General features: G+C 40.0%; 19 protein-coding genes. 2 read left to right on the forward strand and 17 right to left on the reverse strand.

Annotated elements, in window-relative coordinates; translation table 11 throughout:
* Positions 1-85: 85 nt before the first annotated feature.
* From V5M36_RS13025 to V5M36_RS13105, 17 genes are all read right to left on the reverse strand, one after another.
* Positions 86-820 (reverse strand): 4'-phosphopantetheinyl transferase family protein, encoded by a 735-nt coding sequence (locus V5M36_RS13025; protein ID WP_338559737.1) that lies wholly within the window; start codon positions 818-820, stop codon positions 86-88.
* Between the two features lie 97 nt (positions 821-917).
* Complete coding sequence (gene der, locus V5M36_RS13030; protein ID WP_338559739.1) at positions 918-2,327, reverse strand: ribosome biogenesis GTPase Der; 1,410 nt, start codon at positions 2,325-2,327, stop codon at positions 918-920.
* Positions 2,328-2,496: 169 nt separating this feature from the next.
* Positions 2,497-3,648, reverse strand: a complete 1,152-nt coding sequence (bamB, locus tag V5M36_RS13035) for an outer membrane protein assembly factor BamB (protein ID WP_338559741.1) — start codon at positions 3,646-3,648, stop codon at positions 2,497-2,499.
* The gene (locus V5M36_RS13040) at positions 3,648-4,391 is read right to left on the reverse strand and encodes a YfgM family protein (protein WP_338559743.1); all 744 of its coding nucleotides are present in this window, start codon (positions 4,389-4,391) and stop codon (positions 3,648-3,650) included. Before V5M36_RS13040 ends, bamB begins: the two co-directional genes overlap by 1 nt.
* Before the next feature lie 26 nt (positions 4,392-4,417).
* Positions 4,418-5,713: a histidine--tRNA ligase gene (hisS, locus tag V5M36_RS13045; protein WP_338559745.1), complete on the reverse strand. Its 1,296-nt coding sequence runs from the start codon at positions 5,711-5,713 to the stop codon at positions 4,418-4,420.
* A gap of 10 nt (positions 5,714-5,723) precedes the next feature.
* Complete coding sequence (gene ispG, locus V5M36_RS13050) at positions 5,724-6,842, reverse strand: flavodoxin-dependent (E)-4-hydroxy-3-methylbut-2-enyl-diphosphate synthase (RefSeq protein WP_338559747.1); 1,119 nt, start codon at positions 6,840-6,842, stop codon at positions 5,724-5,726.
* A 24-nt stretch (positions 6,843-6,866) separates the two neighbouring features.
* Positions 6,867-7,670 carry a helix-turn-helix domain-containing protein gene (locus V5M36_RS13055; RefSeq protein ID WP_338559749.1) on the reverse strand — a complete coding sequence of 268 codons (804 nt, stop codon included), beginning with the start codon at positions 7,668-7,670 and terminating at the stop codon, positions 6,867-6,869.
* Positions 7,661-8,464: a type IV pilus biogenesis/stability protein PilW gene (pilW, locus tag V5M36_RS13060; protein WP_338559751.1), complete on the reverse strand. Its 804-nt coding sequence runs from the start codon at positions 8,462-8,464 to the stop codon at positions 7,661-7,663. Before pilW ends, V5M36_RS13055 begins: the two co-directional genes overlap by 10 nt.
* A gap of 43 nt (positions 8,465-8,507) precedes the next feature.
* Positions 8,508-9,743 (reverse strand): 23S rRNA (adenine(2503)-C(2))-methyltransferase RlmN, encoded by a 1,236-nt coding sequence (rlmN, locus tag V5M36_RS13065; protein WP_338559753.1) that lies wholly within the window; start codon positions 9,741-9,743, stop codon positions 8,508-8,510.
* Positions 9,744-9,864: 121 nt separating this feature from the next.
* Positions 9,865-10,296, reverse strand: coding sequence for a nucleoside-diphosphate kinase (ndk, locus tag V5M36_RS13070; RefSeq protein ID WP_338559755.1), 432 nt, complete (start codon positions 10,294-10,296; stop codon positions 9,865-9,867).
* A 108-nt stretch (positions 10,297-10,404) separates the two neighbouring features.
* Positions 10,405-10,605 carry a Fe-S cluster assembly protein IscX gene (gene iscX / locus V5M36_RS13075; RefSeq protein ID WP_338559757.1) on the reverse strand — a complete coding sequence of 67 codons (201 nt, stop codon included), beginning with the start codon at positions 10,603-10,605 and terminating at the stop codon, positions 10,405-10,407.
* Positions 10,606-10,992: 387 nt separating this feature from the next.
* Complete coding sequence (locus V5M36_RS13080; protein WP_338559759.1) at positions 10,993-11,544, reverse strand: phosphatase PAP2 family protein; 552 nt, start codon at positions 11,542-11,544, stop codon at positions 10,993-10,995.
* Positions 11,545-11,563: 19 nt separating this feature from the next.
* Entirely contained in the window at positions 11,564-12,835 is a 1,272-nt protein-coding gene (locus V5M36_RS13085; protein WP_338559760.1) for a glycosyltransferase family 4 protein, read from the reverse strand.
* A gap of 223 nt (positions 12,836-13,058) precedes the next feature.
* Positions 13,059-13,886 carry an XAC2610-related protein gene (locus V5M36_RS13090; protein ID WP_338559763.1) on the reverse strand — a complete coding sequence of 276 codons (828 nt, stop codon included), beginning with the start codon at positions 13,884-13,886 and terminating at the stop codon, positions 13,059-13,061.
* Positions 13,887-14,287: 401 nt separating this feature from the next.
* Positions 14,288-15,304, reverse strand: coding sequence for a ketol-acid reductoisomerase (gene ilvC / locus V5M36_RS13095; RefSeq protein ID WP_338559765.1), 1,017 nt, complete (start codon positions 15,302-15,304; stop codon positions 14,288-14,290).
* A 112-nt stretch (positions 15,305-15,416) separates the two neighbouring features.
* Entirely contained in the window at positions 15,417-15,908 is a 492-nt protein-coding gene (ilvN, locus tag V5M36_RS13100) for an acetolactate synthase small subunit (RefSeq protein ID WP_338559767.1), read from the reverse strand.
* Positions 15,905-17,632 (reverse strand): acetolactate synthase 3 large subunit, encoded by a 1,728-nt coding sequence (locus tag V5M36_RS13105; protein WP_338559769.1) that lies wholly within the window; start codon positions 17,630-17,632, stop codon positions 15,905-15,907. Before V5M36_RS13105 ends, ilvN begins: the two co-directional genes overlap by 4 nt.
* 570 nt (positions 17,633-18,202) lie before the next feature.
* Here V5M36_RS13105 and V5M36_RS13110 point away from each other — a divergent pair.
* Entirely contained in the window at positions 18,203-18,574 is a 372-nt protein-coding gene (locus V5M36_RS13110; protein ID WP_338559772.1) for a DUF4124 domain-containing protein, read from the forward strand.
* A 189-nt stretch (positions 18,575-18,763) separates the two neighbouring features.
* Entirely contained in the window at positions 18,764-21,400 is a 2,637-nt protein-coding gene (gene leuS / locus V5M36_RS13115) for a leucine--tRNA ligase (RefSeq protein WP_338559775.1), read from the forward strand.
* Positions 21,401-21,495 lie beyond the last annotated feature (95 nt).

Raw genomic sequence — 21,495 nt, forward strand, 5'->3', positions numbered from 1 at the left:
TGAACTTTTATTATTTTTTAAATTTTAAATTCATCTCAATCTAATCAGCAACAATACAGTGATTGCTACAACCATCATTGCTTTTTTAATGTTCGATCATTTCAATCTGCGTCTTGGCCTGATCTGGTGAAAATTGATCTACTCGCCATGCGACAGTAAGAATACACCCTTGAATACAATAATTATAATATAAAAAACACCCCAATGAATCATGTTCAAAACATCCTGAACGATGCATGGGATGTAAATTGGTATTGATTTCATTCATCGACATTCGAATCCCTAAACCACTAGCTTTCAATATCGCCTCTTTGGTGGTCCAGACTCTAAACCAGTAGTTTGGATCGCACTCCAAATCTATCCAAATTTCATATTCTGTTGGATGAAAAGCATGTTTCGCTAAGGCGTCAAAGCGTACTTTACGTTTTAGCTCTTCAATATCCACCCCCAAGTCTGAAATACTATTTGATGTCGCCAAAACATAAAAATGCTGACTATGACTGTGGTTTAAAAATAAATTATTAGAATCTTTTAAGTGATATGTATTTAAATTATCTATTTCAAAGCTATCAGTTTTTAAACTTCCTGTTTTTAAACTGTCTATTATCGAAATTTCAGTTTTTAAAAAAGGCTTCCCATATTCCGTTTTGGCAAAATCATCATTAGTGATAGTTTCATTCAGCTGTTGACTGAGTAATTGATTACGATAGTTATATATTGCATTTTTACGAGCTAAAATCTGTAACTTGCGCTCTAATTTCTGATCATCTTGGTAAAAATGAGCGATAGCAGCGAGATCAATCCTTATCTGATGCTTCATATAGATCCATTGATTTGAGCGTCTTTCCATATATTAAAATAAAAAAACCCAAAGATCACTTTGGGTTTTTAATTTTGCACATTCAAGCCAGATAAACTTAGCGTTTAAATTTCTTTTCTGCTTTTTTAAATTTCTGTACATAACGACGCTTACGCGCTGCAATACGCTCATCCATAACCGTCTTACGACCTTCAAATGGATTTTCAGAGGTTTTAAATTCGATACGAACAGGTGTTCCTTCAAGCTTATACACTTTACGGAATACATTTTCTAAGTAACGACGATAGTCCGCAGGCGTTTTATCAACTTTATTACCATGTACCACAATCGTCGGTGGATTTTGTCCACCCATATGCGCATAACGCATTTTAATACGACGACCACTGATCATTGGTGGTTGATGTGCTTCAGTTGCATCATTCAAAATCTGTGTGATTTTCGCTGGAGATACTTTTAAATGCGAAGAATCAAATGCACGGTGAATCGATGGATACATCTCACCCACACCCGTACCATGCAAAGCAGAAATCAAATGTACTTTTGCCCATGGAATGAAGTCAAAACGTCGATCGATATCTAATTTACATTGCTTACGATCATAATCGCTCATGTTATCCCATTTATTAATGGCAATAACCATGGCACGACCCGCTTCAAGCGCATAACCAATCAAATGTAGATCTTGCTCAACCACGCCTTCACGCGCATCTAGAACAACGACAATGACGTGTGCATCTTTAATCGCTTGTAAAGTTTTAACGATTGAGAACTTCTCAATCATTTCATCGACCTTACCTTTACGACGTACACCAGCGGTGTCAATTAACGTGTATTTACGACCATCACGTTCAAACGGAATATAAATTGAATCACGTGTCGTCCCTGGTTCATCAAATGCAACAACACGGTCTTCACCCAATAAGCGATTTACAAGTGTTGATTTACCCACGTTCGGACGACCAATGATCGCTAAACGCAATCCTGTTGCTTTGTCATGCTCATCAGCATCGCCATCTTCTGGAATGTCGATCAACACATCTTCAAGCATTTGAGACACGCCACGACCATGACTCGCAGCAACTTGCATGGGTTCACCCATACCAAGTTTGAAAAACTCAACCAAAGCAGCTTCAGCGTGTACACCGTCTACTTTGTTGGCAACCAAATACACTTTTTTACCCAGTGTACGAAGTTCACGTGCAATATGCTCATCTGATGCCAATAGTCCAGCACGAGCATCCACTACAAATATAATAATATCTGCTTCATTAATGGCAGTTTTTGATTGCTCTGCCATATATGAATCGATACCGCCTTCATTTTCGCCAATACCCCCAGTATCAACAACGATGAAAGACTTGTTTTGAAATACAGCATCACCATATTTACGGTCGCGCGTCAGACCGGCAAAGTCAGCAACTAGCGCATCACGACTTTTTGTAATTTGGTTAAATAGCGTTGATTTTCCGACGTTCGGACGACCAATGAGCGCAATTACGGGTTTCATAGATTAACCTTTATTCAAGATCAGCCAACTCAAGTGGCCAGAACATCAGAAACTGTGGAAGAAATATAGGTAAAATACCTGAATAAAAAGCTCGGGGTCCGAAAAAATCAAAGACCCCGAGGCTAAATCATAAAATTTGATAACTAGTCTAACATAAGCAGAAGAAAAATTAACGATTCTGCCAAATGCTTAATGCGCCAGTTCGTGTCGCAACATAAAGTTGATTATCTAAAACACGTAGTGAACGTACTTCACCACTCGTTTTAGAACGACCAATAATGTTTCCAGACGTCGGATCAATCATGTGCAAAACACCATCAAGATCTCCGACCAGCAACTCTTGGCCAAGCATGACAGGATTACTTAAATTTCGGTTCAATAATTGATCATTTGTCCATATTTTCTGGCCAGTAATCAGATCATAAGACACCAACTGACCATCAGTTTGGCTGACAAAAACTTGACGGCCTGAAACTTCTGGACGTGTAATACTACTTGTATCTTCACTCCACACCACACGTTGTGAAGCAAGATCTGTCACAGTCACTTGACCTTGGTAACTCGTCGTCACAACAAACTGACCTGCAACTGTCGGTTCAGCATCGATATCAATCAAACGTTGAATATCAGAACGACCATCGCTCACAGCCACACGGCGTTGCATACGAAGTGTTCCAGACAAACTGTCTATAGCGTATAAATATGCATTTGAAGACGCAACGAGCACTGTATTCGGATCTAGAGTAACCGGTGACGCTTGACCACGTAAGCTAAATTGCTCACCGGGTAATTTATACGTCCAAACTTGCTGACCAGACTCGTCTGCAAGACCAAACGTTGTATTGTCATTGGCAACGACAACGACACGTCCAGATTGAATCAATGCAGAGCTGATTAATGAACCTGAAAGTTGAGCTGTCCATTTTTGCTCACCTGAAGCTTGGTCAAGTGCAAAAATTTGGCCTTTTTTATTACCAACAACCACAATACCATCAGCGGCAGTCACACCTGAGCTTAAACCAATTTTACTGATTTCATTTTGCCAAAGGCGATCTTTACCCCGATAAGCACTTACAGTGCCCTTTTTAGGGTCCAGAATAAATAAAACGCCACCATCTTTTGCCATCGTCAAACGTAATGGATCAGCAGCATCAGTCGCAGAAACTTTTTGAGAAAACACTTGAACCAAGCTTGTAGATTGCTCAAGTTTCGGTAGCGGATTAGGCTTAACTTTTTCTACTTTAATTTTATTACTTGAACAGCCAGCAATAGCTAATGACAAAATTGCTAAGGCAAACGGTATTTTATACTTTCTTTGCATTAAGACTCATCCATTTTTTGGGCCGCTACGGGACGATTTAATTGAGGCTCATCCATTTGAACTTCAACGATTGGGCGCTCAATTTCAGGATCATCCACTAATACGCCAACACTTTCGAGTTTAATTTGTAAAATTTGACGTTCTTGTTTAGATTCAATCAAATGATTCCACGCGTTCTGATATGCTTTTTTCGCATTTTCAATATCATTTTTTGCTACATAAATATCGCCACGTGCTTCTTCTATTGTGGTTTTAAATGCAGGCAATGTCGCAGTTGATAAGGTTTTAAATGCTTCATCAAATTTTTTCTGCGCCAGTTGTGAATCAGCTAAACGAATTTTTACAATTTGCTTTAAGCCTTCATCATCGAGTTGACTATTTTCAACTTTTTTCAGTTCACGCTCAGCTCTTGCATAATCTTTTTGATCATACGCAAATTTTGCCATAACCAACTGCGTTTGCAAGGCATGTACTGAATCTGGATCTTCTTTCACGATCTTTTCTGCAGATGCAGTTAGAGCAGCAGCAAGTTTTGGATCTGCCTCTGCTGCTCTAACCTCATCCATAAACAACTGAACTTTCGCTGTGTTAATTTGATTTTCAGCCAAAGTTTTCTTTTTCCAATATTCCCAGGCAAAAAAAGCGATCAATACAATAAGTACAATTGTGACCATGGCAGAGCCATATTTCTTAAACAATGACTTTGCACTATCAAGTTGCTCTTCACCACTCATTGCACTCATGTAACTGCCCTTTCCTTATATTTGGATTATTTTGAAGAAATTTTATCAATGATAAACGGAACAATATCCGCAATCGCGACTTCAGTTTGTTCCGCAGTCGCCAATTCTTTAACCAAGAAATGACCCGCTTCAAGTTCACGCTCACCTAAAATCAATGCAAACAAAGCACCTGACTGATCAGCTTTTTTCATTTGTGACTTCATCGAACCTTGTGAACCCGTTTTCAAACGAATAGCGCTATTTGCAGTATCGAGTTGATCACGGATTTGTTCGGCAGCAACCAATGCCTGACTTTGAGTCGCAGCATCTGCAAGTAGGAATACATCACATTCACGAACTGGAGTATTGTCACCCACTTGTTCAAGAAGTAAAAGTAAACGTTCCATACCCATTGCAAAACCGACCGCAGGAACTGACTGTTCAGGCTTTGCTTTTAACTGCCCCACAAGTCCATCATAACGACCGCCAGCACACACTGTGCCTTGTGATCCTAAATGTGTTGTAATCCATTCAAATACAGTTTTATTGTAATAATCTAAACCACGTACCAATTTTTGGTTGATAACAAAACGGATACCCGCATCGGTCAAATACTGTTTCAACTGATTGAAATGCGCTAAAGTTTCTTCACCCATAAAGTCATGAAGTTTCGGTGCATTCTCAAGAATTCGCTGAGTACGAGCATCCTTCGAGTCCAGAATACGCAGTGGATTAGTCGTCAAACGACGCTGTGAGTCTTCATCTAGATCTGCTTGATGCGCTGCTAAAAACTCAACCAATGCGGCACGATATGCGGCACGTTCATCTGACTCGCCTAATGTATTCAACTCTAATTGAACTTTATCAGCGACACCCATACGTTTCCATAAACGCGCTGTCATTAAAATCAACTCAGCGTCCATATCTGGCGTACTAACACCAAATGTTTCTACACCAAATTGATGGAACTGGCGATAACGACCTTTCTGTGGTTTTTCATAACGGAACATTGGACCGACATACCAAACCCGCGGTGTAGAACCACGAAGTAAGTTATGCTCAAGCATCGCACGTACACAACCTGCAGTTCCTTCAGGACGCAGGGTCAAAGACTCAGGTGGATTACCTTTGTCTAAGAACGTGTACATCTCTTTTTCAACAATATCGGTCGCATCACCAATTGAACGCTTAAATAGATGCGTTTGTTCAACAATCGGCAAACGGATTTGTTGATATCCATAAGCATCCATTAACGATGCTAAATGTTGTTCTAGACGTCTCCACGCAGATGTTTGCGTTGGGAGAATGTCATTAAAACCTTTAATTGCGACAATTGAACTCATGACTTATAACTTACTCAAAACTTGTACGAATAATCTCTTTAGATTTAGCTTCTTCGAGCTCGATAACTCGTTGACGAACCATCGTTTCGATTTCGTCAACCAGCTGGTTAGTATCGATTAAATGGCTTTTCTCACCATTTTTATAAACCAATGAACGCGGGGCTGCACCCACAATACCAATATCAGCTTCTTTGGCTTCCCCTGGTCCATTCACTTTACAACCAATGACAGATACATCCATCGGTGTACGAATATCTTCTAAACGCTCTTCCAAAGCCTGCATCACTTTAATCACGTTAAATTCTTGACGTGAGCAACTTGGACAAGCAATAAAGTTAATCCCATTAGAACGAAGTCCTAATGATTTTAAAATATCAAAACCAATCTTCACTTCTTCTTCAGGCTCAGCAGCCAATGAAATACGCATGGTGTCACCAATGCCATCCATCAACAAACCACCCAAAGCAATCGCCGACTTAATCGAACCTGTACGGTAAACACCCGCTTCAGTTACGCCTAGATGCAATGGATTGTCAATTTGAGCCGACAATAAACGATACGCATCCATCGTCAAAAATACATTCGATGCTTTAACTGAAATTTTAAATTCGTTGAAATCTAAACGGTTTAAAATATCAATATGTCGCATCGCAGATTCAAGCAATGCGGCGCCCGTAGGTTCGCCATATTTCTTTTGAATGTCTTTTTCCAATGAACCAGCATTTACACCAATTCGCATTGAAATATCATTATGGCGTGCAGCAGCAACAACTTCACGAATTTTCGCTTCCGAACCAATATTACCAGGATTAATCCTTAAGCAATCTGCACCCAAATCTGCAACAGCCAATGCAATCTTATAATCGAAATGAATATCTGCCACCAAAGGAACAGTTACACGTTTACGAATTTCACCAAATGCAACAGCGGCCTCCATTGATGGAACAGAAACCCGCATAATATCTGCACCGATATCTGCACAACGTTGAATTTGCGCAACAGTTGCATCGACATCACAAGTTTCAGTATTGGTCATGCTTTGAATACTGATCGGAGCATCACCACCTACATACACCGAGCCAACACGAATCTTGCGTGTTGGGCGGCGTTTAATTGGATTTACGATCATTCTATGCTTCTACTCTCTGGTCCATTAACGAGATAAACGGAATTCTGCTTTACCGTTTACTGTATATGGAGACAATGAAATACTTTCGTTATTTAGGCTCAGTGATACTGCTTGCGCATCATCCAAACGAATCTGGAACGGTGTATCACCCGTTAAACTTAACGGTGCTGACTGACGACCAGTAGCCAACACTTTACCGTTACTATCCACAATATGAACAGACGTTGGGCGAGTAAACGCCAATGTCATTTGATCACCAGATGCAGGCACAACGACACTCGCATTGCCATTATCCAAAGTCAATACCTGCACTTCATTTGCTTGTGCAGTATTTGCTTCTTTTTGACTATCTTTACCCGTCCACTTTTGAATGCTTTCAATCGCTAACCAAACCAATGCAATCACCAGCAAACCGATCAGAATGCGTTTCAACCATTTACGATTACGCTCAGTATTCGAACCTGAAAGTTTCCCCATAATTTTAATTGGAGAGTTATTCAATGCATGATTCGGCAATAAGCCTGTATCATTTTGATAAATTTCATCAAAACGCTGAATAATCGTAGTTGCATCTACTTTAAGATATTTCGCATAAGAGCGGTAATACCCTTTAATAAAGGTTGCTTCTGGCAATCCAGTATATTCATCTTCTTCGAGTAATTCTAAGATACGTAAGGGCACATTCAAATTTTTCGCCACTTCGCTTAATTCACAATTTTGTGAAATACGAATTTGACGTAAATACTCACCTGGACGTTGAATATTTCCTAAAGCATTAGGTGCTAGGCTTGAACCACTAGGTTGCTGTGAATTAGGATTTACTTCCATACGGCCTCAGTACTGTACTGTAATTGCAAATAACGTTGAAATTCTTGACTGTTAGGGAATTGCGTTCTCAGCTTACTCACCAAGACATACATTCCCGTTTTATCATCATTGGCACGCGCAATACGTAAACCAACCCAAAGTGCTCTTGCACCTTGATTTTCTTGACCGACAATACGAACAAACTGTTCATAAAGTTGACGTGCTACAAGGAAATTCTTTTGTAGATAAAAAATTTCAGCTAACTCTATCATTGAAACGCTTGAATCACGGTTCGCTTGCAGTGCTTGTTTGAATGATTTTTCAGCATTCACCCGATCACCCTGTAACAGGTAAATACGGCCTAGATTTTCGAGCGCTTTAAAACGTTGATCATAACCCAGCGTGCTGCCAGCAATATTAAACTGTTCAATCGCCTCATTGTAGCGTTTTACTTGATATAAATATGTTCCATAATTATTACGCGCTTGTGCATTTTTAGGTTCAATCGAAATTGCACGCTTAAAATAAGCATCTGCTTTGTCTAAATTGATTTGGCTGCCTTCTTGTTGTAGTAAAACACCCATCATCATATTACTTGTCGAATCGCGATCGTCGACTTTAAGCGCTTGATCCAAAACCCGTTTTGCAGAGTCCAAATCACCAGTGCGAATATACTCAGCAGCCATTTGGGTCCGGACTTTGACAGATTTTTCTGGATCTTTTTTAACAATAGTGCCTGAGCCTGTGCTCTGACACCCTTGTACAACCCATGCAGATAAACACAGTGCGGTCATAGCAACCATTTTTTTATACATAGGTTTTCTCAATGCCGCCCCCTTAAAATGCTCTTATAAACATTTAACCTTGTGATCGTAAAATCACATTTTTTTCTTCAACTTTCTTTTTCCACTGTTCTGCACGACGGGTACGATCTGCAACTTGACCCACCAATTGACCACAAGCTGCATCAATATCATCACCACGTGTCTGACGAATCGTACACACAAAACCAGCATCAGACAAAGTTTTTTGAAAAGAAATAATCCGATTTCGGCTTGAACGACCATAAGGCGCGTGCGGGAATGGATTAAATGGAATCAAATTAATTTTACTTGGCAAGTTTTTGAGCAGCTTAATCATTTGCTGCGCATGTTCAGGATGATCATTCACCCCATCCAACATCACATATTCAATCGTCACATGTTTACGTGCACTTTCATTACCATCTTTGGCAATATAACGCTGACATGCTGCAATGAGTTTTTCTAATGGATATTTTTTATTAATCGGAACCAATTCATTACGCAACTCGTCATTCGGCGCGTGAAGTGAAATTGCAAGCGCAACATCAATATCTTTAATCATTTGATCAATTTTAGGCACTACACCAGATGTTGAAAGCGTAACGCGACGCTTTGACATACCATAGGCGAAATCATCCAACATAATGCGCATTGAATGAAGCACTGCATCATAGTTGAGTAACGGCTCACCCATGCCCATCATCACCACGTTGGTAACTGAACGCTCGCGATCTACGACAGGCACATCTTCCATATAGGAATAGTTAGCAACCCATAACTGACCAATGATTTCAGCTTGGTTTAAATCACGTTGGAAACCTTGCTTACCTGTCGAGCAGAATGAACAATCCAGTGCACAACCGACTTGTGAGGAAATACATAAAGTCTTACGTGAACCCGTTTTATGTTCAGCAGGAATCAGAACGGTTTCAACCAAAGAGCCTTCGCCATCACCAACACGGAACACCCACTTACGTGTACCATCTTTTGAATAATTACGGTGCACCACTTCAGGTGCAGAAATCACACACAATTGCGCTAATTTTTCACGTAATTTGCCAGACACATTGGTCATTTCGGCAAAATCAGTCACAAAGAACTGATGAATCCATTTCATCACCTGACCAGCACGGAATTTCTTTTCCCCGATCTCTTCGAAGAATTTTTCCATTTGCGGACGTGACATGCCCAATAAATTCACTTTCTGCACAGCATCAACTTGAACAGGACGAGTAGATGATGGCTGTTGTTCATCTAAATTTACGGATGAAGCGACAACTTCAGAATTCATGAGTATTACCTAGACCATGTCGTGGGATGAAAGTTTTTGCTCAATAATCGAGCAATAAAAATGATAGAGAATAAAAAACCAGATAAGGATTATATCACTTATCTGGTTCGAATACTGCGAATTAACGAGTACGTGGAGCAATCTCAGTTTGAGCGAAGAAGTAGTTAACTTCACGTTCAGCTGATGCAACAGAGTCAGAACCGTGAGCAGCGTTTTCATCGATGCTTACAGCGAAATCTGCACGGATTGTACCAGGAGCAGCTTCTTTAGGATTTGTCGCGCCCAAGATTTCACGGTGAGCAAGAATCGCGTTTTCGCCTTCAAGAACAGATACAACTACAGGACCAGAAGTCATGAATGCAACTAGGTCAGCAAAGAAACCACGTTCTTTGTGCTCAGCGTAGAAGCCTTCAGCTTCAGCTTGAGTCAAATGCTTCATTTTAGTCGCAACGATTTTAAGACCAGCTTTCTCGAAACGAGCAAAGATTTCGCCGATGTTATTTTTAGCAACTGCGTCTGGTTTTACGATAGATAAAGCGCGTTCGATAGCCATGATTGGCTCCTTAGGTCAAATTGACATGAAAATTTTGCGCATTATACCGAATAATGGGCTATTTTTAGCGTTTGATGTGTAAAAAAAAGATTTTTTTCACATTTAGAATTAACGTGCCTCGTCAATCCAAGCCATTTGAATACCTTCAAGCAAACCTTCAGTCGATTTCTCTGGATCATCACCAAACTCAGGCAATGCACACACCCATGCGTGAAGGTCTGTAAATCGAATCCATTGTGGGTCTACATCAGGATGTGCTTCATATAATTCGATTGCTATATCTAAAGTATCTGTCCAACGTAAAGCCATCTCTCTATCCTAATCAATAACTCATCATTTGACCGGCTATTTTATCAAAAAGACCAAGTTCGCGCATGCTCTTATTACACAGTCTCAACCCACAATGAATAGAGATGTATTTGTCGGTTTTTTAAAATGCTGATCTAAGATTAACCATGATAAAACAGCAAAATGGTTATCTAAAAATCTTCATCAAAAATCTATAAACAATAAACAATAAACAATAAACAATAAACAATAAACAATAAACAATAAACAATAAACAATAAACAATAAACAATAAACAATAAACAATAAACAATAAACAATAAACAATAAACAATAAACAATAAACAATAAACAATAAACAATAAACAATAAACAATAAACAATAAACAATAAACTACATATAAAAATCTATAGATAAATACCGAGTATTGGCGCTGTTAACACAACCCCTGTAGCAACCAAAGCACCAATCAATGCACCAACAATCACATCAGTCGGATAATGCAAGCCCAGTACCATGCGCGATAAAGCAACCAATACGGTAAAGGGCAACATCACCACCAACAATAATGGCTGAATATAACCAAATACCACTGTCCCCATCACAGCATGTAAGGTGTGCCCAGAGGGAAAGCTAAAATGATCTAAAGGATGCTCTCCCAAACGAATGACCTGATGGACTTGATACGGTCTAGGTCGTATTGTTTTTACTTTTAAAACCTTGTATATCGCTGTACCTACCGATCCTGCGACGATGAGGTAGATAATTTCAAGGCTATATTGGATGCCTTGGGTGAACCAAATGATGGCCAACATGCAATACCAAAATGGGCCATCTCCAAGACGACTAATCATTTTAAAAAATAACGCGATACTCTGCGTATGTGAAAGATTATTGAGATAAAGACAACCTTTGAGATCAAGGTCAAGTATTCTTATTTTAGTATTCTTAAAGTTCATTTCACCTACTCCAATAGGTTTATGCCGTCAGTTCAGTCTCCTGTACGACACGATAAAATGCCTGCTCAAGCTGTTGAATACAATGATCCCATCCAACGCTTTGCACGTTTTTCATAGCCTGCCGCCCCATGGCATGCAAGATTTTAATGTCTGGAAGTTGTTGCATATTACGAATAAATTGTTGCTTATGACCCAATGGACAGAGCCATGAGGTTTCAACATCTAAGTGCAATTTAGCAGCTGCATAGTCATAGGCAACCACTGGCAATGCACTTGCCATTGCTTCTAATACCACATTGCCAAAGGTTTCCACTTGGCTTGCAAACACAAAAACATCTGAACTCGCAAAAACTTCTGCAAGTTGAGCCCCTTTAAGACTTCCGGTGAATACTACACCACTCTGCTGTGCTATTTTTTCTAAACGTGCGCGATCAGGTCCATCACCCACGATAATTAATTTTTGCTTTTTGCCGATTTTATTCTGCATCGACATATAAGTTTCAATTAAAACTTGAATCTCTTTTTCTGGAGATAAGCGCCCAACATACAACATGACCGTGGTTTTTTCACAAGCTCCCCACGATCTTCTCAACATTTCAGAACGAAATTGTGGTGAAAATTTCTCGACATCTACGCCCGTTTTAATCACTTCAATTGGACACGTCACGCCAAAGTTTAATATTGCTTCAGCGGTATCCTGACTTGGTACACAGGTGAGCTGAGTATTGTTATGAAACCATTTTAAATAACGCTGAATGGGTTTGAGTAAAAAAGCCAAATCATAAAAACGACTAAAATCATGAAAGGCTGAATGAAATCCACTGGTCACTGGAATATTTCTTGATTTAGCCGATTGCAACACAGCCAAACCCAAAGGTCCTTCCGTCACCACATGTATGAGATCTGGCATAAATGCATCAAATGCTTTCGAAACTTTAAGATACTCAGGCCAACCAAATTGCATTTGACTATATTTTGGAATCATCTGCCCATGCACAAAACATTCTTTATTTGGAGAGAAGTCCAAGCATTTTTCTTTTTGATAGGGTCTGACCAGTAGAATTTTATGTCCCATACGCTGCAAACCTTTACAGATTTGAAGCAAGGAAAGCGCCACACCATTTAATTCTGGCGACCAAGTTTCGGTGACAATGGCAATTTTTAAGCGCGGGCGTACAAGCCCTTCGACTACTCGTGCTTCTGAATGACCCATATTTTGACGTTTAAAATGAAAGCGACTGTTATCAAATAATGTCCTTCCTCTCGGTAATGCAGTGTCTATGATTCTCATCACCACAGCTCAATCTATTTCTTCTAATACTTGAGACTCTAATGGGCAATCATTTCATTATGATGATCATTTGATTAAAGTTCTGTCACAATTGCAGCACATTTAACATTTTTGAATAGATGTTTTTAAAAAAAACTGGCTTGTGAAAAACCAGTTCAAACCTTAAAACATGTGAATTAAGCTATGTTTAAATAAAAAACAACCGTGCTTCAGACCTTCATTTTCACTCTTCAAGCACTTTATTTAATAGTCCATTTTTAACTTGAAATAGTTGTCCAGCACCAAAATCAATTTGCTGCTTTTCACCATTTAAGTTTGGAAACCCGATAATTTTTTCGAGTTGTTTTGAACGCTGGAACTGTTGTGTTTTAGGGTTATACATCCAATAAATATAACGCTTATCCTCGACTTTACGGTCTTGCGATAAATCTGAAAGAATAATGTCATAGTAGCCGTCAAAGTTGATATCCATATAACCCACGCTATTTGGATATGCAGAAAAGCCCGTTAGTGTTTGTGCAACAGCTTTTGTGGTTTTATTGATCACATCCACACGAGTTAAAAGTTGCTCTTGAGCTTGGGTATCCGCTTTCACACCATGAAATTTAAAAACAAAAAGCGGTTTATTCATGACTTTAAAAGCAGGCTCAAACTGCACACGACTCACCAGATTATTTTGAATTGAAACCAGTTCAGTATTAAATATTCCAGTATTTGCATTCAGCACACCTGTTAATTGCATCGGCCCATAAGCGACTGAATCCAGTTCAGTCTTAAATGAGTCCATGGCAATTTGATCACCTTTTTGAGTACCTTTAAAACTCACTTTTTTATTCTCAATTTGGTCATACAATGTTGCATGTGGCTTAGTAACCCCTGCATAGAGGTTAAGAAAATAACGACCTTCAGGTGATTTAAGCATTCGCTGCATGGACACACGGACATCCGTTAAGGGCTTTAGCGCATTTGGTGATGTTGTGTTTTGAATTTCTGCATAGGCATAACAAGGAAGAGATAAAGCAGCGATACAGAATAAACTTTGGATGTTCATTATTAAACGATACTCAAAAAATAGATTTTGGTTAATTTAGCATAATGCTCTATTGCTCACTTTAAAAGAATATTCACTACAAGCATTATAAAATTTTAGACATCTTTCACACGTCATTTTTTAACTAAAAATTTACAATTATTATTTCGTCATCCTAATCCTCTAATCCTCTTGCAAAGGTTAAAGGCTTTTTGGTATTCCAGTTAATTTACATTTAATGAGCATTTTTGATTAATCTAAGAGATTTATTGTTTTTAAGATCATTTAGATGAGCATTTAAAAAATATCGATAAATCATGACAGCCTAAAGATTAAAGGGATCATTCAAGATTTACGCGTATCATTTTTTAGACATAAAAAAATGGAAAGCATTGCTTTCCATTTTTGTCAGGCGATTAACCTTAGTTCTTTTCTTTATCTACGATTTTGTTTGCTTGGATCCAAGGCATCATAGCACGTAATTTATTACCTGTTACTTCGATACCATGCTCAGCGTTTTGACGACGACGAGCAGTCATAGAAGGATAGTTCAACGCACCTTCATTAATGAACATTTTCGCATATTCGCCAGATTGAATACGTTTAAGTGCATTACGCATAGCTTCGCGAGACTGTTCGTTGATTACTTCAGCGCCAGTTACGTATTCGCCATATTCAGCATTGTTCGATACTGAATAGTTCATGTCCGCGATACCGCCTTCGAACATCAAATCAACGATCAATTTAAGCTCATGTAGACATTCGAAATACGCCATTTCTGGTGCATAACCAGCTTCAACCAAAGTTTCGAAGCCCATTTTAACCAATTCAACAGCACCACCACAAAGAACTGCTTGCTCACCAAAAAGGTCAGTTTCAGTTTCTTCACGGAAAGAAGTTTCGATGATACCTGTACGGCCGCCACCAACGCCAGAAGCGTAAGAAAGCGCTACGTTACGTGCATTACCAGAAGCGTCTTGATGAATCGCGATTAAGTCAGGTACACCTGAACCACGTTGGTATTCAGAACGTACTGTATGACCAGGCGCTTTTGGAGCGATCATGATTACGTCTAAGTCAGCGCGTGGCACAACTTGGTTATAAAGAATTGAGAAACCGTGAGCAAATGCAAGCGTTGCACCTTGCTTGATGTTTGGCTCAATCACTTCGCTGTAAAGTTGTGATTGGAATTCGTCTGGAGTCAAGATCATCACGACGTCAGCTTGCGCTACAGCAGCAGGAACTTCAGCAACTTTAAGACCTGAATTTTCAGCTTTTTTCCAAGAAGTAGAACCTGCGCGTAAACCTACAGTTACGTCAACGCCAGAATCTTTAAGGTTAAGCGCATGTGCATGGCCTTGTGAACCATAACCAATGATCGCTACTTTCTTAGATTGGATGATAGATAAGTCAGTGTCTTTATCGTAAAAAATTTGCATTGCTGTCTCCGCTAAAATGCTTTTTTGATTCCTTAAATAACGCAGAGATCATCTTTGATTCACTGCGTTAAACTCTCTTATAAATATTTAAAAGAGATTGAATTGGTTAAAATTAGAGTGTTAAAACTTTTTCGCCACGTGCGATACCAGAAACACCTGAACGCACAACTTCTAAAATGGTGTTCTCTGCCAAAGCATCAATAAAACCATCAATTTTTTCAGTCGTTCCAGCAATCTGAATCGTATAGGTTGTAGGCGTTACATCCACAACTTGACCACGGAAAATATCTGCTGTGCGCTTAATTTCACCGCGTGCCGAGCCCAATGCTTTGACTTTGATCAGCATTAACTCACGTTCAATATGTGGACCTTCAGATAAATCAACCACTTTTACAACTTCAACAAGTTTGTTCAGTTGTTTGGTGATTTGCTCAATCTTGTGATCATCACCATAAGTTGTCAGTGTCAAACGTGACATGGTTGGATCTTCAGTTGGTGCGACGTTTAAAGTCTCAATGTTGTAGTTACGTTGAGAAAACAAACCCACCAAACGAGAAAGCGCACCCGCTTCGTTCTCTACGAGAACAGAGATAATGTGTCTCATGCTGTACGCTCCCCTTTCGCTAACCACATATCTTGCATAGATTGACCTGCAATCAACATCGGATATACATGCTCTGAACGATCAACCATCACGTTAATAAATACGCATTTATCATTGATTGCCATTGCTTCAGCAAGTTTAGACTCTAGTTCATCTGCGTGATCAATTTGGATGCCCACATGTCCGTAAGCTTCCATTAACTTTGGAAAATCAGGCAATGAGTCTACATAAGAGCTTGAATGACGACCTTCGTAGTTCATATCCTGCCACTGTTTAACCATACCTAAAGCGCGGTTATTCAAGCACAAGATTTTGACATTTAAGCCATATTGTTTACAGGTTGAAAGCTCTTGGATACACATCTGAATCGACGCTTCACCCGTGATACATACCACTTGTTGGTCTGGATAAGCCAATTTAGCAGCCATCGCATAGGGTAAGCCTACACCCATGGTGCCGAGACCACCCGAGTTAATCCATTGACGTGGACGCGTGTAAGTATAGTAGTTCGCACCAAACATTTGATGCTGACCTACGTCAGACGTAATGATCGCCTGACTGTTGGTGATTTTATCCAAGGCCTTAACCACTTGTTGTGGCTTCATTACCCCATCAACGCCTGCTTCATAGCGTAAGCCATGAACTTTGCGCCATTCATTAATCTGGCTCCACCAATCCGCAATCACTTCAGGATTTGGCTTAGAAACATTGAGTTGTTTCAATTGGACCAACATCTCTTGAAGTACAGGTTCAACTGCACCCACGATTGGAATATGCGCCATGATAGTTTTTGAAATCGTTGCTGGATCGATATCAATATGAATTACTTTGGCATTGAGACAGAATTTTGCTGGGTTATTGGTTACACGGTCATCAAAACGCGCACCGACACACAAAATAACGTCTGCATTATGCATCGTCATATTCGCTTCATATGTACCATGCATACCCAACATACCAATGAATTGCTCATCATTACCCGGAAAAGCGCCTAAACCCATGAGAGTATTGGTCACAGGATAATTTAAAAGATGTGCAAGTTCAGTGAGCAAATGAGATGCATTACCTTGAACAACACCACCACCTGTATAAATAACAGGACGTTTAGCATTTAATAATTCATCAATCGCTTTACGAATTTGTCCCGTATGACCGCGATGTGGCGGTTGATACGAACGCATTTTTACTTTTTCAGGATATTCGTAAGCATACTTATCGACTGGATTGGTAACATCTTTAGGAATATCAACAACCACAGGACCTGGACGACCTGAAGATGCAATATAGAATGCTTTTTTAATAATGGCAGGAATTTCACTTGCATGACGCACTTGGAAACTGTGTTTTACAATAGGACGTGAAACACCAATCATATCTGTTTCTTGGAATGCATCTTCACCAATTAAATGCGACGCCACTTGGCCAGACAAAATCACCATTGGGATTGAGTCCATATAAGCAGTTGCGATTGGCGTTACGGTGTTGGTTGCGCCTGGACCAGAAGTGACCAGAACCACACCTGTTTTACCTGTTACACGCGAATAAGCGTCTGCCATATGACCAGCAGCTTGCTCATGACGTACGAGGTAATGGTTAATTTTCTCTTGCTTAAAGAGCGCATCGTAAATGTGTAAAACTGCGCCGCCTGGATATCCAAAAACATGCTCAACGCCTTCGTCCGCTAATGCACGAACAAGCATTTCACCACCAGATAAAAGTTCCAACGTATTCACCCTAATCTTATATTCACATCATTTATGGGAGACATAAACTGTGATTCATTCATTAATTTGTATGCACTGTTATAGCACACATATTTCCAGTTTTTGCCGTAATAAAAATTTTTTGGGCTCACAACCGTTTAAGTTGTGATTGCATAATCAACATGTTGGGATAAACATATTTTTGCGATTGCACCTACTCAGCTTAGAATAAGTGTTATTACGAGCTATGTACTTTATTCGAAGGGTGATCGAATAAAACATATAAAACTAAAGCAGCATTTTTAGTTATTTTAAGGCCCAAAGTCAAGGTTTGTCTTGCTCTTTTTATTGTTTATTTACCAAGCGAAGGTTTTTCAAACTATAACTTTTGGTTATATTACATATAAGCAAAAAATCAATTACTTACTAAGATTCTCAAATTCAAAAGTTTTATTGATAGTCAAATCCATCTGATTAAAATAAAATCAATTTAAGTAAAGCAATTTAAAATAATTCATATCATTCAAAGTGAAATTATTTTTTTATCAAATGACCAGCAAACCACCCGATTACGACGTACAGGTATGACTTATGAATCAATACAATCCTTTAAAAAGTATCGCGCTCTATGTCATTTTAACCAGCACGGCTATTTTTACGGCGAATCAGACTTTTGCTAAAGAATATTATAAGTGGGTCGATAGCAATGGCTCGACCCATTACACCGCCACGCCTCCACCTAAAGCAGCGAAGAAAAAAGGTAAAGTCGAAACCTATGGTTGGCAAGGTCAACCTGCAGCAACCCAAACCCCTGTAAATGTAAATCCACAACAAAGCAAAGAAAGTCAGAATCCATCTGGTCAGTCCCCGACCCAGCCAACGACACATGCAAGCACACGTGGAAATGTATCTGAAATTGATTCTCAGCAGCGCGAAGCAAATGAAGCCTTACAACGCAAGTAGTAATTACATATCACGACTAGGGATGGCTGCCACTTTTGACTGTCGTGTAAGAACTTAGTTTTATGATTAATTCAAAGCGCTGTTAATAATTTATTTTTTCATCATATTAAGTCCCGCAAAATTCACTTTTCACTGCATTTTGCGCTATGCTGTGCAACAAACTTTTCACCGTAATTCACTAATACGTTTATGACTACTCATATTGACCCTGAATATCAAGCTAGTGCGATTGAACCTCAAGTCCAACAAGACTGGGAAACTCGCAAATCATTCAAAGTTGCCGACACTGTAGAAGGTCCACGTCGTTATATTCTCTCGATGTTCCCTTACCCAAGCGGCAAACTGCATATGGGTCATGTGCGTAACTATACGATTGGTGATGTGATCAGCCGTTTTCATCGCCTTAAAGGTGAAACTGTCATGCAACCCATGGGTTGGGATGCCTTTGGTTTACCTGCAGAAAATGCAGCGATTGCACATCAAGTTGCGCCAGCAAAATGGACGTTTGAAAATATCGCGTATATGCGTGATCAGCTTAAAAAACTCGGTCTTTCAGTGGATTGGGATCGTGAATTTGCGACCTGTACGCCTGAGTATTACCACTGGGAACAATGGTTATTTGTACAACTTTATAAAAAAGGCTTAATTTACCGTAAATTATCAACGGTGAATTGGGATCCTGTCGACCAAACTGTTCTTGCAAACGAACAAGTTGAAAATGGTCGCGGTTGGCGTTCAGGTGCATTGGTAGAAAAACGTGATATTCCAATGTATTACTTCCGCATCACCGATTATGCACAAGAATTATTAGACGATTTAGACACCTTAAAAGATGGTTGGCCACAACAAGTCTTGACCATGCAGCGTAACTGGATTGGTCGTTCGCAGGGCATGGAGATCACCTTCCCATCTGCGAATCCTGCACTTTATGCAGATGATTTAACGGTATATACCACGCGTGGTGACACCTTAATGGGTGTGACCTATGTTGCGGTTGCAGCAGAACATCCTTTGGCACTGAAGGCGGCTGAGATTCAATCTGAAGCAGGCAACCCAAAATTGGCGACATTTATTGAAGAATGCCGTATGGGTTCAGTGGCTGAAGCGGATCTTGCTGTTGCTGAGAAAAAAGGCATGGCAACGGGCTTGTCAGTGAAGCATCCTGTGACTGGCGAAGAAGTCCCAGTTTGGATCGCGAACTATGTATTGATGTCTTACGGTTCGGGCGCTGTGATGGCTGTTCCTGCGCACGACGAACGTGATTTTGAATTTGCCAATAAGTTTGGTTTAAACATCAAACAAGTCATTAATGCCAAAGGCGCAGATGATGCAGCATTCTCAAGCACTGAATGGCAAGAATGGTACGGCTCGAAAGATGGCACATTGGTCAACTCAGGTGAATTTGATGGTTTAAATTTCCAAGCGGCATTTGATGCATTGATTGCGAAATTAGAACCACAACAATTAGCCAACACCAAAGTTCAGTATCGTTTACGCGATTGGGGTGTTTCTCGTCAGCGTTATTGGGGTTGCCCAATTCCAATGATTAACTGTGACACCTGTGGTCAAGTTCCAGTACCTGAAGAACAACTTCCAGTGATTTTACCGACTGACGTTGTGCCTGATGGTTCAGGTAACCCACTGAACAAAATGCCTGAATTCTACGAAACTAAATGTCCTTGTTGTGGTGCAGATGCGCGTCGTGAAACAGATACTTTAGATACTTTTGTTGAGTCTTCATGGTACTACGCACGCTTTGCTTCTCCAGATTTCCAAGGCGGTTTGGTTAAACCTGAAGCAGCGCAATCATGGTTGCCTGTGAATCAATATATTGGTGGGGTTGAACATGCGATCCTACATTTATTGTATGCCCGCTTCTTCCATAAATTGATGCGTGATGAAGGTGTGGTTCAAGGTAATGAACCGTTCACCAATTTGCTAACTCAAGGTATGGTTCTAGCTGACACGTTCTACCGTGAAGCAGATTCAGGTAAAAAGACATGGTTCAATCCGGCTGACATTGAACTTGAAAAAGACGAAAAAGGTCGCATTCTTTCTGCTAAATACAGCGGTGATGGTCAAGACGTTGTGGTTGGCGGTCAGGAAAAAATGTCGAAGTCGAAGAACAACGGTATTGACCCGCAAGCGATTATTGATCAGTACGGTGCAGATACCGCACGTGTATTTATGATGTTTGCCGCGCCACCTGATCAATCTTTAGAGTGGTCAGATGCAGGTGTTGAGGGTGCAAACCGCTTTTTAAAACGTGTTTGGCGTTTAACTACAGGTTTCCTCGAAAAGAATCATGCGGTAGCGAATTTAGATGCTGCAAATTTATCAAAAGATGCACAAGACCTACGTCGTAAAACGCATGAAACGATTCAGAAAGTGACCGATGATTTAGAACGTCGTCATGCGTTCAATACGGCCATTGCTGCATTGATGGAATTACTCAACGCAAGCAACAAGTTTGAAGCACAATCGGATAATGACGTTGCGGTTGAACGTGAAGCCATTACTACGCTTCTCATCTTACTCGCACCTTTTGCTCCTCATTTAAGTCAAACTTTATTGGCTGAGTTTGGGATTGAACTTACCTCAGCTTTACTCCCGACAGTGGATGAGTCAGCATTAACACGCAATACTCAAACCATCGTCGTTCAAGTGAATGGTAAACTTCGTGGCAAATTGGATGTTGCAGTAGATATCTCGAAAGAAGAGATCTTGGCACTCGCGAAAGCATTACCTGAAGTTCAACAATTCTTGACTGGTCCAACCAAGAAAGAAATTGTAGTCCCGAATAAATTGGTGAATTTAGTCGTTTAAAGCCTGATGAGATTCTCTCCTTTCGCGAGAGAATTAGTGAGAGCTCCATTGTCTCACCTTGCTCAGCTTAACCTTCGTCCTTTGCGAAAAGGTTG

This window comes from Acinetobacter sp. KS-LM10 (assembly GCF_036896575.1).
GTDB classification, from domain to species: Bacteria; Pseudomonadota; Gammaproteobacteria; order Pseudomonadales; family Moraxellaceae; genus Acinetobacter; species Acinetobacter avistercoris.

What these genes read in the sequence shown, in the direction of transcription:
- V5M36_RS13025 (WP_338559737.1), bottom strand. Translation starts at nt 820, where the DNA reads ATGAAGCATCAGATAAGGATTGATCTCGCTGCTATCGCTCATTTTTAC.
- der (WP_338559739.1), bottom strand. Translation starts at nt 2,327, where the DNA reads ATGAAACCCGTAATTGCGCTCATTGGTCGTCCGAACGTCGGAAAATCA.
- bamB (WP_338559741.1), bottom strand. Translation starts at nt 3,648, where the DNA reads ATGCAAAGAAAGTATAAAATACCGTTTGCCTTAGCAATTTTGTCATTA.
- V5M36_RS13040 (WP_338559743.1), bottom strand. Translation starts at nt 4,391, where the DNA reads ATGAGTGCAATGAGTGGTGAAGAGCAACTTGATAGTGCAAAGTCATTG.
- hisS (WP_338559745.1), bottom strand. Translation starts at nt 5,713, where the DNA reads ATGAGTTCAATTGTCGCAATTAAAGGTTTTAATGACATTCTCCCAACG.
- ispG (WP_338559747.1), bottom strand. Translation starts at nt 6,842, where the DNA reads ATGATCGTAAATCCAATTAAACGCCGCCCAACACGCAAGATTCGTGTT.
- V5M36_RS13055 (WP_338559749.1), bottom strand. Translation starts at nt 7,670, where the DNA reads ATGGAAGTAAATCCTAATTCACAGCAACCTAGTGGTTCAAGCCTAGCA.
- pilW (WP_338559751.1), bottom strand. Translation starts at nt 8,464, where the DNA reads ATGTATAAAAAAATGGTTGCTATGACCGCACTGTGTTTATCTGCATGG.
- rlmN (WP_338559753.1), bottom strand. Translation starts at nt 9,743, where the DNA reads ATGAATTCTGAAGTTGTCGCTTCATCCGTAAATTTAGATGAACAACAG.
- ndk (WP_338559755.1), bottom strand. Translation starts at nt 10,296, where the DNA reads ATGGCTATCGAACGCGCTTTATCTATCGTAAAACCAGACGCAGTTGCT.
- iscX (WP_338559757.1), bottom strand. Translation starts at nt 10,605, where the DNA reads ATGGCTTTACGTTGGACAGATACTTTAGATATAGCAATCGAATTATAT.
- V5M36_RS13080 (WP_338559759.1), bottom strand. Translation starts at nt 11,544, where the DNA reads ATGAACTTTAAGAATACTAAAATAAGAATACTTGACCTTGATCTCAAA.
- V5M36_RS13085 (WP_338559760.1), bottom strand. Translation starts at nt 12,835, where the DNA reads ATGAGAATCATAGACACTGCATTACCGAGAGGAAGGACATTATTTGAT.
- V5M36_RS13090 (WP_338559763.1), bottom strand. Translation starts at nt 13,886, where the DNA reads ATGAACATCCAAAGTTTATTCTGTATCGCTGCTTTATCTCTTCCTTGT.
- ilvC (WP_338559765.1), bottom strand. Translation starts at nt 15,304, where the DNA reads ATGCAAATTTTTTACGATAAAGACACTGACTTATCTATCATCCAATCT.
- ilvN (WP_338559767.1), bottom strand. Translation starts at nt 15,908, where the DNA reads ATGAGACACATTATCTCTGTTCTCGTAGAGAACGAAGCGGGTGCGCTT.
- V5M36_RS13110 (WP_338559772.1), top strand. Translation starts at nt 18,203, where the DNA reads ATGAATCAATACAATCCTTTAAAAAGTATCGCGCTCTATGTCATTTTA.
- leuS (WP_338559775.1), top strand. Translation starts at nt 18,764, where the DNA reads ATGACTACTCATATTGACCCTGAATATCAAGCTAGTGCGATTGAACCT.